Raw genomic sequence first — 13,447 nt, 5'->3', positions numbered from 1 at the left:
TCGTCACGGCAGGTATGCGTATATCTCCACAGGTGCCAGCAAGCCTGAACGGAACGCGGCCAGAAGGTTGACCAATGCGGGGCCGTCCACGCCCGCGGGGCCGCCGGTGGCGACGGCTTTTTCCAGGAATGCGATGCCCTCGGCCAGCGGTTTGGCCTCCTGGTCCACGGTGAACCCGGCCTGCACCAGCCCGTCACTGTAGGCAAGCGGGGGTTGCACAAAGGAGATGTCGGGTGTGGCCGCCCAAGGCAGGGGGTACTGCTCGACTTCTCCGCCCAGAAGCATGATGTCGTACACGGCCAGGACGCCACCGGGCCGCAAAACACGTGCAGCCTCGGCAAACACCTTGTCCTTGTCCTGGACGTTCATGCCGACATGGACCATCAATGCCGTGTCGAAGGCGTTGTCGCCGAAGGGCAGGGCAAGGATGCTGCCTTGGCTGAACGACACCTGCCCGGACATTCCGGTACGTTCCGTGATGGAGCGGGCGGTGTCAACAAATTCCGGCGTCAGCTCGACCCCGTGGACGCTCGCCCCGCACTCATGGGCCACGTGCCGGGCCACGCCGCCCAGCCCCGAACCGAGATCAATGACGCGGCTGCCGGCGTTGATGCCGGCCCGTGCAGCCACCCGGGTGGTGGCGTCCGCCCCGCCAATGTGGAGCTGGTCTGCGCCGTGCAGCTCGGCAGGGGAAAAGCTCTCCGGATTGCCCCCGCCAGCACTGACGATGCCCAGCAGTTGCTTCTGGACATTCCCTCGGCCGTAGTGGGCGGCAACTGACTCTTCGGTGCTCATGACGCCTCCATTGTGATGGGACCGGAGGCGCCCAGTAGCAGGTGTTTCCGGCGCTGAACCGTTGTTGTCATCCTACTCCGGAAGGGCCGGCGGGGCATGGGTGCATTTACTGCGAGAGCGTCGGTGAAAAACCCGCCATAGCTGCGAGAGGGTTCAGCCCTGCAGGAGGGTGCGGGAGGGTTCAGTTCGGCGGGAGGGCTGTGCCGAGTGCGTCGCCCGCGGCACCCGCGTCTGCTGCGTCGATAATCCGGTACGCGTAGCCTTGCTCGGCCAGGAAGCGCTGGCGCTTGGCCGCAAAGTCGGCGTCAACGGTGTCCCGGGCCACCAGCGTGTAAAAGCGGGCTGTGCGGCCATCGGACTTGGGCCGCATCAGCCGGCCCAATCGCTGGGCCTCCTCCTGCCTGGAGCCAAAGGCTCCGGAGACCTGGATGGCAACGGAGGCCTCGGGCAGGTCAATGGAAAAGTTCGCCACCTTGGACACCACCAGCACGGAGAGGCGTCCGCTGCGGAACTCGGCAAAGAGCCGTTCCCGTTCCTTCACCTGCGTGGTGCCCTTGATCAGCGGGGCAGCCAGGCGGGCGGCCAGCTCGTCGAGCTGGTCAATGTACTGCCCAATCACCAGGATCTGCTCTCCGGCATGGGTTGCCACGAGTGTCTGCACAACCTCGGACTTGGCCAGGGAGGTGGCGCACAAACGGTACTTCCCGCCGTCGTCCGCGGTGGCATAGGCCAGACGCTCAGAACGCGCTAGGTCAACGCGGACCTCGACGCAGTCTGCCGGCGCAATGTAGCCCTGCGCCTCGATGTCCTTCCAGGGGGCGTCGTAGCGTTTGGGCCCGATCAGTGCGAACACTTCACCTTCGCGGCCGTCCTCCCGCACCAGCGTGGCGGTCAGCCCCAGCCGGCGGCGGGCCTGGAGCTCGGCTGTCATGCGGAAGATCGGGGCCGGCAGCAGGTGGACCTCGTCATAGATGAGCAGGCCCCAGTCGTTGTCATTGAGCAGCTCCAAATGCGGGTAGCTGCCATTGCGCCGCGTCGTCAGCACCTGGTAGGTGGCGATTGTAACGGGCCGGACCTCCTTCACCGGGCCTGAATATTCGCCGATTTCCGACGCCGTCAGCGTGGTGCGCTTGAGCAGCTCGGCCTTCCACTGCCTGGCCGAGAGGGTGTTGGTGACAAGGATGAGCGTCGTCGTCCCGGACGCGGCCATCGCGGCCGCCCCCACAATGGTCTTCCCCGCACCGCACGGCAACACCACCACGCCCGAGCCGCCGGCCCAAAAATTCTCCACGGCCGTGCGCTGGTATTGGCGCAGCGTCCACGGATCCGGCCCGGTGCTTTCGGTCAGCGCCATCAGGTGCGCCGTGCCGTCGACGTACCCGGCAAGGTCGTCCGCGGGCCAGCCGGCCTTGAGCAGCAGCTGCTTGAGCTCGCCGCGGGCAGCGCCGTGCACCACGGCTGTCAGCGGATCGATGCGGGCGCCAAGCAGGGCGGCGACCTTCTTGACGTGGCAGACCTCGGTCAGGATCAACTCGTCGTCGCTGCGCAACACCAGGCCGTGCTGCGGATCCTGTTCCAGGCGCAGCCGGCCGTACCGTGCCATGACCTCGGCAATGTCGAGCAGCAGTGCATGCGGCACCGGGTAGCGTGAATAACGCAGCAGCGTGTCAACAACGTGTTCGGCGTCGAGCCCGGCCGCGCTGGCGTTCCACAACCCCAGCGGGGTGATCCGGTAGCTGTGCATGTGCTCCGGGGCGCGTTCCAGCTCGGCAAAGGCGGCGATGGCGTGGCGGGCGGCGGTGGATTCCGGGTGCGCCACTTCCAACAGGATTGTCTTGTCGCTTTGCACAATCAAGGGGCCGTCAGCCATGGTGCGCCTTCTCTCCTGGTGGTCTGGTCCTGCCGGGTTCCGCGGGCTCGGCCGCCATGATGCGGTGAATGCTGAACCGCCGCTCCAGTGCGCCGTCGGGCGGCAGGGTCCGAAGCGTCCCGGCGACGAGCGATATCGGCCGCAGCCGGAGTCGCTCACGTTCCCCCGCACCATCCACAACCTGCAGCCACACGTCGACGCCGGCCTCTATCGCCTGCCGCAATTGTTCCATGACACGCGACGGACCTGATTCGCCGCTGTCGTCGGCGGCCCACACCGGCTCGCTGCGCAGGCGCGAAATCTGGGCCGTCACTTCCGCCTCGGTCGGCCAGGGCGTGGCACCGCCTGCCCCTGCCAAACTTTCCGGCCCGGCTGCTCCTTCTGAACCAGCGGTTCGGTGAAGCGCGACGGCGATGCCAGGGTTCCGCTTGCCCGCCGGCGGGGGAGGGGCTGCCCGGGCGACGGCAGGCCGGGCTGGTTCCGTGCGTGCCCCTGTGCGGCGGGCCGCGGCGGTGATCAAGTACTCCAGCGATTGTGGCACAGCTGTGCTCGAATGGTCGCGCAGGAACGTGAGAATGGTTTTGCCGTCCATGCCGGCGTCCATGGCGGCTTCCAATGAGGTTTGGCTGAAGCGGAAGATCCCTGCAGCGCCCTGCCCCTCGGCAGTGGCGAGCAATTTCAGGCGGGCCGCCACGGCCGGTGCGAGGTAGCCCGGTGCGACGGCCGTCAAATCGCCCTGAATGACGAAATGGTCGATGGGATCCGGCAGCAGATGGTGGAGCGCGGCAGCAGCTGCACCCCAATCCCCGAGGCTGACGGCGCATCCCGGATCGCTCAGGGCACCCGCGCCGGTGAGTCCCACCAGCTCCGTCTCATGGAGGATGCCCGGCACCAACTCGGACACCTCCTCGAACTGGCGGGGGTGGCGCCAATGCAGGAGCGCCACGACGGAATCAGCCGCAGGTGCCTCACTTTCCCGGTTGTGGAGTGTTGGTGCTGCAGCGGCGAACGCCGGCGTGGCGGTGAGGTCACGCACTGCCGACAGAACGCTGCGGCGCAGTGCCTGCGCACGGTGGTGTTGGCTGGCTGGCGCCAGCGGCCTTGCAGCTGCGGGGGTCTCTGCGGTTCCTGGCTGGGGCAATGCTGACGGCGGGAGCGACGGAGAGGGTGGGCTTGGCCGCTTTATTCGAGTGGCAGGCCTGTCGCTGTCCCGCCAGGCCCGCGCCAGTGCGAGCCATTGTCCGGGCCGGTCCAGCTCGAGCCATCCGGCGGCAACTGCCCGCCAACGCAGTGCACTGCCGTCAAAGCGGATCAACCCGGCCATCGCAGCAAGCTCCAGATAAAAGCACAGCTGTGCTTCATCGCTTTGGAGTGCCCCAGCCAGTTTTCGCACGGTTCGCACACCCACTGCTCCACTGCGGAGGGACTCTATGGGGGTGTGGCCGGCCAGTTCCACCAGCCCTGTCATGCTGCGCAGGAGGGTTTCCATGGCGCTGCCTGCAGCATTGTCCCGAATCCGGAGGGGAACCGGAACCGTGGTGGCCGCGGGTGGCCGGGAATGCAGCGGCCCGGACAGGACTGGCCCCGGGGTGGCTCCCTCGCCGCTGCCGCCCCCTGCTGCGCTGCCCGCGGCCATGTGGCCACCTGTCGGACGGCTCCCGCACGCGCCGGGAACTTCTCCCGCCAGGGCGTTCCTGCCCAAGGCGGCCCGCACGGCGGCGAGCGGGAGAAAGCGGCGGGTGCCGCCGTCGTGCTTCTGTTTGTTATGGGCGGGCTCAACGGCAACCAGCAATGCCAGGGCTTGCAGTTCCGGGAGCCACGGGGCGTGTTCCTCGGCAGCTTCGCCCGCGGTCAAGGCCGCCAGCACCTGCAACTGCGGCAGATTCAGCCGGTCCAGGGCCAGGTCCACGCTGTGCGCGGTGGACAGTCGGCTGGCCAGGCCGGCAAAGTTGGCGACCGGCGGGGCCATGGCCTCCGGGCGCAGGCGAAACAGTTGCAACAACTCGGCATCGGAACGGTCCGCCAAGTCTGCGGCCAGGGCGGCCAAGGTGCTCATGGCATTCAGCTGAAACGTTAGAGCCGGCGGCGGATGGTCACCGAACGCAGGACGCTGGCGCCCATCATCAGGAATGCCAGCGGCAGGGCGATCATGGAGATCCAGTTGAAGCCGGGCCAGGGTGACCCGCCGGCCCATTTGCTGACCAACACGACGATGAGGCAGACAAGTGCCGCCAACGCCATGGCCATGGCAGCGTAATTGAACATCTGCCAGCCGCGGTTGACGGTTTGCGGGGCGGAAAAATGGGGGCTCATGGACTTAACGCTAACAGCGGACAGGTGCGGCACAAACCCCGGAAGTTCGCCAACGCGGTAACCTAGAGGCTAGTAGAGCTGTGCAATCTGTCACTGAAGGTACCGGCCGCAAGATTCCTGGCCCGGGTACGGCGACGATCAATCGCACAGTCGGCATCATGTGATTCCGGCCAACAAGACTTTTAAGGGGTAAGGCAAGTGCCAATTGGCAAAGTGAAGTGGTACGACAACGAAAAAGGCTTCGGCATCATTGCTGCCGATGACGGACGCGAGGTGTTCCTGCGCGCCAACGCACTGCCCGCGGACGCAGGCGACATCAAGCCTGGCATGCGGCTGGAATTCGGCGTGGCCGACGGACGCAAGGGCGCCCAAGCCATGGCTGCCAAGCTCCTGGACCGCAGCGCATCGGTGGCCAAGGCCAAGCGGATGCCTGCACGCGACCTCGCCCCGATCGTGCAGGACCTGGTTTCCATGCTTGAACACTCAGTGGGATCCCTGACCAACGGCAAGTATCCTGACGGTGATGCGAGCAAGATTGCCGCAGCATTGCGCAAGGTAGCCGACAACTTCGACGCATGACGGTGCCCACCATGACCGAACTTTCCGGCGAATCAGCCGCTCCAGCAGTTTCAGACGCCATCCCCGAGGCGCGCCCCGGGGTGCCCCTTTGGCGGGTGGGAAAGCCGGACGCCTTCCTTGCCGCTGAGGTGTCGGCCGCCCGAACCGCAGTGCAGAGCATTGCCGGCACCGGGGACATCGGCAAGCACCTGGGTGCCCGCAGCGAGGGTGTCAGGTGCGTGACGCACTTGTTTGAGTCCCAAAAGCCCGGGTACCGGGGTTGGGTGTGGTTTGCCACGCTGGCCCGGGTTTCACGGGGCAAGGATGCAACCGTCAATGAGGTGGGCCTCCTGCCCACCGAGGATTCAGTGCTGGCGCCGGCGTGGGTGCCGTGGTCGGATCGGGTGCGTCCCGAGGACCAGCAGGAAGCTGATGCCGCAGCGGGAGAGGGTGCACCGGCGGAACCGGCACATGAACTGCCTGCATCGGACGATGAATCCGCTGCAGGGCCGGTGGCCGGGCATGCCGACGATGAGTCCGCTGACGCCCAGGGGCACTGGGAAGATGAGTCGGACGACGACGAATCCACCGACGGCGAGTCGGAAGAGTCAAACTAACTAGTGCCGGCGGGGACGTTCCCGCCGTGAAACCGCGCCTGGGCCGCGAAACAGCTGTTGCCCAACCGCTGGTTCGCGGCTCAGGCGCTTGTTCGCGGGCGCAAGGGCGGGCCGGGTAGGAAAGCAGTCCGAGAACCCGCAGAAACGCACAGAAAAGGCCCCCTCCAGTTCACAATGATTGAACCGGAGGGGGCCTTTTCTGTGTTTTGGGTGATAACTACATGTTTTCGATCACGTAGTCGATGCACTTGGTCAGTGCGGTGATGTCCTCGGGATCGATGGCCACGAAGGTGGCGATGCGAAGCTGGTTGCGGCCGAGCTTGCGGTACGGCTCGGTGTCAACAATGCCGTTGGCCCGGAGCACCTTGGCCACTGCTGCGGCGTCCACAGAGTCGTCAAAGTCGATGGTGACAATGACATTTGAACGGTCCGCGGGGTTGCTTACGAACGGGGTGGCCACGGGGGAGGCCTCCGCCCAGGAGTACAGGCGCCCGGCCGAATCAGCGGTACGCGCCGAGGCGAAGTCGATGCCGCCGTTGGCGTTGAGCCACTGCACCTGGTTGTTCATGGTGACAAGGGTGGAGAGCGCAGGCGTGTTGTACGTCTGGTTCTTCAGGGAGTTGTCAATGGCAGTGGTCAGGTTCAGGAAGTCGGGCACCCAGCGGTCGGAGGCGCCGATGCGCGCGGCCCGCTCCAGCGCGGCGGGAGAGAACAGCCCAAGCCAGAGTCCGCCGTCGGAGGCGAAGTTCTTTTGCGGGGCGAAGTAGTACACATCGCTTTCACGCACATCCACGGCCAGCCCGCCAGCGGCGGAGGTGGCATCGACCAGGACGAGGGCGCCCTCATCGGCGCCGGCAACGCGCTGCACGGGAGCGGCGACGCCGGTGGAGGTCTCATTCTGCGGCCAGGCGTAGGTGTCCACGCCGGCTTCGGCGACCGGCACCGGGCGGGTGCCGGGCTCGGCCTTGATGATGGAGGAGGCAGCCAGGAACGGTGCGTTGTTGGTGGCCGAGGCAAACTTGGAGCCAAACTCGCCGAAGGAGAGGTGCTGGGCCTTGTTCTCGACCAGGCCGAATGCGGCAACGTCCCAGAATGCGGTGGAGCCGCCAACGCCGAGGATGACCTCGTAGTCGTCGGGGGCGTTGAAGAACTGCTTCAGGCCGCGGCGAACCTCTCCCACGAGGTTTTTGACGGGAGCCTGGCGGTGGGAGGTGCCCAGAAGTGAAGCACCGGCTTCGGAGAGCGCCGCCACCTGCTCGGGGCGGACCTTGGAGGGTCCGGCACCAAAACGGCCGTCGGCCGGGCGCAGGTTGGCGGGAATGGTGAGGGGCGTGCGTTCGCTCACGAGTTGCTCCAAAAATTATGCGATGGAAGGTATGACGGTGCCAGTGGCTGCTGCCAATTCTGCCGTAGAACCGGCCCCAGCGGAAAAATGTCCGGTCGCCGAGAAATATTCTGCACCGGGGAGCGGTTCCAGATAGAGGGCTCGGATTCCCGGGATCGTTGCATTCAGGCTAACGTAGACACGAAAGTCCCTGCCCCAAACTTGCCCAATACCAGGAGGATGCTGACGTGGCTGATCTGATTGACACGACGGAAATGTATTTGCGGACAATCCTGGAGTTGGAAGAAGAGAACATCGTAGCGCTGCGGGCACGCATTGCCGAGCGCCTGCACCACTCCGGCCCCACAGTCTCCCAAACCATCGGACGCATGGAACGCGACGGCCTGGTCATAGTTTCCGGTGACAGGCATTTGGAACTGACACCTGCCGGACGTGACAAGGCCACAAGGGTCATGCGCAAGCACCGGCTGGCCGAGCGGCTGCTCGCCGATGTCATTGGCCTTGACTGGGCATATGTCCACGAGGAGGCCTGCCGCTGGGAGCACGTGATGAGCGAAAGGGTTGAGCAGCGTTTGTTCGACCTGCTGGGCAGGCCCAACGAGTCGCCGTATGGGAACCCGATTCCCGGGCTTGAAGAGCTCGGCGGTGAGATTGCTCCCGTTTTTGCGGCCGGGCTCGTCACTCTTGTCGATGCCATGTCCACGTATTCGCCCGGTCAGCAAGTTGTCATTCACAGGCTTTCCGAACGCATCCAGGTGGAGCCGGAATTGCTGCTCCAGCTCGATGAGGGCGGTCTTCGGCCCGGCGCGCGGATCTCCTTGGAGCAGGTGGGCGAGTATATTTCCGTTCGTGTCCCGGACATCGAAGGGGCACTGGAGCTGCCGCCCGAGGTCGCCTCGCATGTGTTCGTCGCAATGAGTTAGAGTTTCAACTGTGACCAAGCACTATTGACAATCTCGGTAACGGAATTGTTACGATTACCGCTTGTACCGTATAGTAATAATCTGACGCCGTAACCAAAGCGTTACCATTCTGCGACACCTAACCTTGCCTTCGCACAATGGACAGTAATCACTGAGGCAGGGGCGGGGGAACCACTTTTGGCAGACGTCCAGTCTGCCTTGGGGTGAAGCCCACACTCGAAAAGGCAACACGCTTAGCTGGCCCATTCCTTTGGACTGTGCCATGGCCAGACGTGTGCCAGGAGCTTGGGCCGGATCAAAAGCATGACTCTCTGATCCGAATCCGACAGCTAACTTCGCAGGTGCTTTATAGAGAGGTTTTTAGTGTCAGAAGTTAAACAGCGGGGACGCCGTCGTGCGTCGTCGTCGGTAACTCATGAGCTGGCGTCCCTGTCGGGAAGCCGCCGCGAAGCAATAGCTGCAGAGCGACTCAGCTCACCATCAAACATTTCAGTGGCCCAGCTGCTGCGTTCAGGAGCCGGCCAGAAGGTTGGCGTGGCCATGGCTGCGACAGGCCTGGTCCTGGCAGTCACCCTGCCGTCCACGCAGGCCATCGACACCCACCACATTGAGACCGCAACGGCGGCATCTGTGGAAGCAGAGCCTGCTGTGACGGCTGGGGCGGAAGTCCCCATTGCCTTCGCCGCACCCGAGGTCGGCAGCGCCTTGAACCCCGATGGCCAGCTCAAGCAAACCTTGAAGGTCAACGCTTCCGAGGTCGCCCCGCAGGCAGCCAAGGGGACGCTTGCGGCCCCCCTGAAGAACCTGGTGCCAAGCTCACCCTTCGGTGGTCGCATCAGCCCCATCACGGGTCAGGTTGACGAGCAGCACACGGGCCAGGACTTCGCCATTGCGAGCGGCACCGACGTGCTTGCAGCAGCCGGCGGAACCGTCACCTTCTCGGGCTGGCACCAGTACGGTGGCGGCAACCGTGTGGTCGTGGACCATGGCAACGGACTCTCAACGTCCTACAACCACATGAGCAGCAACGCCGTCCAGGTTGGCCAGAAGGTCGAACGCGGCGACGTGGTGGGCCTCAGCGGCTCCACAGGCGCCTCGACCGGCCCCCACCTGCACTTTGAGGTCATCGTGAATGACGAAACCGTTGACCCCATGGGTTGGCTTTAATTCCTCCACAGGGGACTTTTAGTTACGGATTAGTCACAGGACCGTGACCTGAACGTGACATTGGGAAAAATCTGTTGTACCGTCGTAATCGCGCCAACTTCGAATCAAGCTGGCGCCCATGGGTTGATTGCCTAGCTCTGCCACTACTCATGGTCCGTTCGTATCAATCGTCTGGCAGGGGCGGGGGAACCAATAATCGGACTTCGCGTCAAGCAGAAGTCCTAGGGGTGAAGCCGCGAAGCGTTTAGCCGCATGAAAGAAGAAATTCTTTTGGTGTGACAACGTGGAGCGGCCGGGTGACTCCCATCCGAATCCGACAGCTTACCTCGCAGGCTTTGGGAGAGGAAACCTTCTTGGCTTCAAATACTGCCCTCGGGCGCCACCGCGCCGAGGTTGTTAAGACCAGCCCGATCTCCACCCTCACGAAAGCCGTCAGTTCCAATGCCGGCGGGGTTGGTCGTCAGGCTGCTGTAATCGCAGCAGCTTCTGGACTGGTATTGACATCCGGCATCGCAGCAAATGCGGCCACTCCCACAGTGGAGCGTGCTTCTGACGGTGCAACCACGCTGAACCTGAACACGGAACTTGCTTCCGTAATCACGGCAGCTTCCACGGTGAAGATCTCATTCGCCACCCCCGCCATCACCTCCACCCCGGCTCCTGTAGTTGAAGCGCCGGTAGTTGTAGAGGCAGAGAGCAGTGATGTTGCTGTCGAGCCGGTTGATGAAGCAGCACCCGTTGTCGAAGCAGCAGCACCCGTTGTTGAAGCAGCACCCGTCGCCGAAGCCCCGGTTGCGGCACCTGCTCCGACAGTAACCACCAGCACTCCTGAAGCTGCACCCGCACCGGCAACCCAGAGCGGAATTGGCGCAACCATCGCCAGCGCCGCACTGGCCCAGCTTGGCGTAGCCCAGGATTGCACCGCACTTGCCAGCAACGCTTTGGCTGCGGCTGGAATCAACTTCCACGACTGGCCCGCTGGCTACTTGAGCTTGGGCCGCACGGTCTCTGCAGCAGAAGCGCAGCCCGGTGACTTGATTTACTACGCAGACGGTGGCGCGGGCGTTGCCCACATCGCCGTTTACATTGGCGACGGCCAGGCCGTACACGGTGGATGGAATGGCTTCACAACAGCCACCTTCTCCGCCAACGTCGGTTCAGGTCCCGTCTTCATTGCGATGGGTCACTAAAGAACGTTTTTACGCAATGAACCCCGTCTTCGGACGGGGTTCATGCTTTTTAACGGGTGTGCCAGCTGCCGCTGTCCGGCCAAGTAACGACGCCGGGAGGCCGCCTTCGGAGCTGAGGGTGCCCTGCCACCGGCGTACTTTGGTGGGAGGGCTGGGTGTGCCTCACCGCCGAGGCCACTCACCACCCGACCGCCACTCATCGCCCGGGCTGCGCCGGCTCCTGTTGTCCGGCTTCGGGCTGAGCCGGGCTGCGGTTGATGCTGGTGGCGAGCGGGATCTTCTCCACGAAGAGCAGCAGTACCCCGGCCAGCCGTTCAGTGAGGATGTCCGCCGGACGGTGCGCAAACGAGCTGCCCACCACGGCGGAACCCAGCGATGCGCCGATCTGGCGGAACTAGTTGTTCGAGGCCGTGGCCAAGCCCACCTGTGAATTGGGGAACTGGTTTTGCACGATCAACACCAGGATCTGCATCGACGTGCCCAGCCCGATGCCCATGAGTTCCAGGTAGACGCAGATGAGCCAGATGGTCAGGTTGGCGAGCGTGCCAAACATGGCGATGCCCGTGATCAGCCCGGCCGCCCTGGTCAGGTTGAAGCTGCTGTCCTTGAAAAGGTGCAGCGACATGATCGGGTGCTCCACCCAGGCAAACAGCAGTGCGGCAAGCACAGTGCCCCTGCTTATGCCACTGATCGAACCAACGATGACGATCGAAATGGCGCCGTTTAACAAGCCCTTGCGGCCAATGAGGTCGCCCAGCTTCCCATAAATCGGCAGCATGATCGTTGAGGCATGGATGTAAATCGTGATGACCCACAGCATCTCGTTGACACCGTGGAGATCGCGAACAATTGTCAGCATGAGTCCGACAAATACCAGCAGGATGCTGCGCAGGGCTCGGGCGGGAAACAGGAGGCCTGGACAGCTCTTCGCGCGTGTCGGTGAAATTGCCTGCCACGCACTTCTGCGTCGCGAAGCGCATGGCCCCCGGGACGAGGGAGACAACCATGCGGGCTTCGTCTTCAAGGTCGGGGGATTGGTCCACGCTCCGGCAGAGGAAGCGGCACCTGTCAAGGACATAGCCGACATGACTCTCCTCGGTCTCACTGATCCGGGCCTTTCCCCGCTGAGAAGTTCAGAGGTTTGGTGGATCAACCGGAGCCGCTGCCCTCAGCGAAGGCCCTGTGCTGCTCCTGTGTGGGCATGACCGTGGTGGGGCTGACGTACACGTCTTCCTTGCTGCCGAAGTAGTGGAAAGGTGCGTGCGGAGACCGTGCTGAGCTCACAGCTCATTTCCACCGTGACATTTTCATAGCCGTGTTCAAGCCCCAGCTCGATGGCGGCGCGGCGCATGGCCATCTGCGTGGCTGTGCGCTTTCTGGTGCGCCAGGTGTCTTGGGACATTGCTGCCCGGCGGTGGCGGGTCTGTACCGGCGGCGAATGACCACAACGACTCCTTTGCCGGCCGGAGGCTCGGTGCAGTGAAGCCTGCATCAGTCCCTGCCATCTCTCCGGCCGGATATCATGGCAGCCATGATGACTTCGACGTGGTGCCCGTGCATGCGATAGTGCTGGCGGGCGGCCTCTCCCGCAGGCTCGGCGGGGTGGCGAAGGCCGGACTCATCTTCGAAGGGCAGACATTGCTGGCGCGAACCGTGGACGCGGCAGCCCAAATAGTCTCACGATCGCCCGATCCTGTCCTGCCCGGCCCGGAAGCGCCTGATCCGGTGCCGTCCGTTGCAACAGGCCGGTCCGCCGTCGCCCGGTCGGCCACAGCGGACAGGGACGGAACCGCACCTGGGCGGGTCGCCGTCGTTGGTCCCGTTGAAAAGATCGCAGCATGGCTGGACGGTGCGCAAAGCCGCGACGCCGTGGCCACTGTGCAGGAGGACCCGCCGTTTTCAGGTCCGGCGGCCGGCATTGCCGCCGGCCTGGCAGCGCTTGGGGGTGCGGACGGGCATGTGCTGGTGCTGGCCTGCGACATGCCACAGGCCGCGGGAGTCGCACGCCTGCTTGCCCGGGAATTGCGTGAACTTCCCGGTGATGTGGGTGTCATGGCGGTGTCGGACGGGAGGAAACAGCCGTTGGCGGCGATCTATCCGCTGACCGCACTACGGGAGGCGGTCGCAGCGGCGCGGGCGGCGCACCGCCTGGAGAATGCCTCGGTTTTCTCCTTGCTTGCTAATGTGAACATCAAGGAATGCGCCGTGGCTTCAGGTCTGACGGCGGACATTGACACTTGGGAGGACGCCCGCGCGCAGGGGATTGCTGCGGGCCCGCCCAACACGAAAGGGCAGCAGTTGGAAAATCAAGACGAGGTTTTGCAGGCATGGACCGGGAAACTGCTTGAAGCCTTTGAAATTGCCGACATTGACGTTGACATCCACGCGGTGTTGAACCTGGCAGGGGTTGCCGCGCACTCGATCGTGCGCCCCGCGGCTCCGCTGACAACGTTTGTGGCAGGACTCGCCGCGGGACTGGCCGCCGGGTCGGGCCAGGCTAGCGAGGCTGCAGCCATGAAGGCGGCGCTGGGCTTGGCCAAGCAGCTTGCCGCTGCCGAAGCACCCGCGCCCGAGGCTCCAGCGGCCGAGGCACCGGATGCCGCTCCGGCCGGCCGCCCCGATGCGGCAGCTGGCGGCAGCGCTGCCGAAACCCCCGGCGGGAAATAGCA

At 64.4% G+C, this 13,447-nt stretch carries 14 protein-coding genes and 2 riboswitches; of the genes, 6 read left to right on the top strand and 8 right to left on the bottom strand.

The window, feature by feature from the left end; translation table 11 throughout:
* Positions 1–3: 3 nt before the first annotated feature.
* From AC1L6K_RS18880 to AC1L6K_RS18865, 4 genes are all read right to left on the bottom strand, one after another.
* On the bottom strand, positions 4–795 hold the full coding sequence (locus AC1L6K_RS18880) for a class I SAM-dependent methyltransferase (RefSeq protein ID WP_480950369.1): 792 nt from the start codon (positions 793–795) through the stop codon (positions 4–6).
* Between the two features lie 181 nt (positions 796–976).
* Positions 977–2,665, bottom strand: coding sequence for a DNA repair helicase XPB (locus AC1L6K_RS18875; protein ID WP_480950368.1), 1,689 nt, complete (start codon positions 2,663–2,665; stop codon positions 977–979).
* Positions 2,658–4,721, bottom strand: a complete 2,064-nt coding sequence (locus AC1L6K_RS18870; RefSeq protein WP_480950367.1) for a helicase-associated domain-containing protein — start codon at positions 4,719–4,721, stop codon at positions 2,658–2,660. Before AC1L6K_RS18870 ends, AC1L6K_RS18875 begins: the two co-directional genes overlap by 8 nt.
* 17 nt (positions 4,722–4,738) lie before the next feature.
* Positions 4,739–4,978 (bottom strand): hypothetical protein, encoded by a 240-nt coding sequence (locus tag AC1L6K_RS18865; protein ID WP_480950366.1) that lies wholly within the window; start codon positions 4,976–4,978, stop codon positions 4,739–4,741.
* Positions 4,979–5,176: 198 nt separating this feature from the next.
* On the opposite strand from AC1L6K_RS18865, the gene AC1L6K_RS18860 reads away from it, so the two are divergent.
* Positions 5,177–5,557 carry a cold-shock protein gene (locus AC1L6K_RS18860; RefSeq protein WP_480950365.1) on the top strand — a complete coding sequence of 127 codons (381 nt, stop codon included), beginning with the start codon at positions 5,177–5,179 and terminating at the stop codon, positions 5,555–5,557.
* Between the two features lie 11 nt (positions 5,558–5,568).
* Positions 5,569–6,153 (top strand): DUF3027 domain-containing protein, encoded by a 585-nt coding sequence (locus AC1L6K_RS18855; RefSeq protein ID WP_480950364.1) that lies wholly within the window; start codon positions 5,569–5,571, stop codon positions 6,151–6,153.
* 217 nt (positions 6,154–6,370) lie between these two features.
* On the opposite strand, the gene serC is transcribed toward AC1L6K_RS18855, so the two are convergent.
* The gene (serC, locus tag AC1L6K_RS18850) at positions 6,371–7,498 is read right to left on the bottom strand and encodes a phosphoserine transaminase (protein WP_480950363.1); all 1,128 of its coding nucleotides are present in this window, start codon (positions 7,496–7,498) and stop codon (positions 6,371–6,373) included.
* Between the two features lie 227 nt (positions 7,499–7,725).
* On the opposite strand from serC, the gene AC1L6K_RS18845 reads away from it, so the two are divergent.
* The 3 genes from AC1L6K_RS18845 to AC1L6K_RS18835 all read left to right on the top strand — a co-directional run bounded on the left by AC1L6K_RS18845 (position 7,726) and on the right by AC1L6K_RS18835 (position 10,778).
* Positions 7,726–8,421 carry an iron-dependent transcriptional repressor DtxR gene (locus AC1L6K_RS18845; RefSeq protein WP_480950362.1) on the top strand — a complete coding sequence of 232 codons (696 nt, stop codon included), beginning with the start codon at positions 7,726–7,728 and terminating at the stop codon, positions 8,419–8,421.
* A gap of 139 nt (positions 8,422–8,560) precedes the next feature.
* Positions 8,561–8,780, top strand: a riboswitch (cyclic di-AMP (ydaO/yuaA leader).
* Between the two features lie 4 nt (positions 8,781–8,784).
* Entirely contained in the window at positions 8,785–9,588 is an 804-nt protein-coding gene (locus tag AC1L6K_RS18840) for a M23 family metallopeptidase (RefSeq protein WP_480950361.1), read from the top strand.
* A gap of 142 nt (positions 9,589–9,730) precedes the next feature.
* Positions 9,731–9,937, top strand: a riboswitch (cyclic di-AMP (ydaO/yuaA leader).
* Between the two features lie 4 nt (positions 9,938–9,941).
* Complete coding sequence (locus AC1L6K_RS18835) at positions 9,942–10,778, top strand: NlpC/P60 family protein (protein ID WP_480950360.1); 837 nt, start codon at positions 9,942–9,944, stop codon at positions 10,776–10,778.
* A 196-nt stretch (positions 10,779–10,974) separates the two neighbouring features.
* Here the strand turns inward: AC1L6K_RS18835 and AC1L6K_RS18830 are convergent, their stop codons facing one another.
* The 3 genes from AC1L6K_RS18830 to AC1L6K_RS18820 all read right to left on the bottom strand — a co-directional run bounded on the left by AC1L6K_RS18830 (position 10,975) and on the right by AC1L6K_RS18820 (position 12,062).
* Positions 10,975–11,139: a hypothetical protein gene (locus AC1L6K_RS18830; protein WP_480950359.1), complete on the bottom strand. Its 165-nt coding sequence runs from the start codon at positions 11,137–11,139 to the stop codon at positions 10,975–10,977.
* A gap of 33 nt (positions 11,140–11,172) precedes the next feature.
* Positions 11,173–11,637 (bottom strand): hypothetical protein, encoded by a 465-nt coding sequence (locus tag AC1L6K_RS18825; protein WP_480950358.1) that lies wholly within the window; start codon positions 11,635–11,637, stop codon positions 11,173–11,175.
* Positions 11,638–11,927: 290 nt separating this feature from the next.
* Positions 11,928–12,062, bottom strand: a complete 135-nt coding sequence (locus tag AC1L6K_RS18820) for a hypothetical protein (RefSeq protein WP_480950357.1) — start codon at positions 12,060–12,062, stop codon at positions 11,928–11,930.
* A gap of 195 nt (positions 12,063–12,257) precedes the next feature.
* On the opposite strand from AC1L6K_RS18820, the gene AC1L6K_RS18815 reads away from it, so the two are divergent.
* Positions 12,258–13,445, top strand: a complete 1,188-nt coding sequence (locus tag AC1L6K_RS18815; protein WP_480950356.1) for an NTP transferase domain-containing protein — start codon at positions 12,258–12,260, stop codon at positions 13,443–13,445.
* The last annotated feature ends 2 nt before the right edge of the window (positions 13,446–13,447 follow it).

Source organism: Specibacter sp. BI4 (genome assembly GCF_056680095.1).
This window is presented reverse-complemented; position numbering and strand designations above follow the sequence as displayed.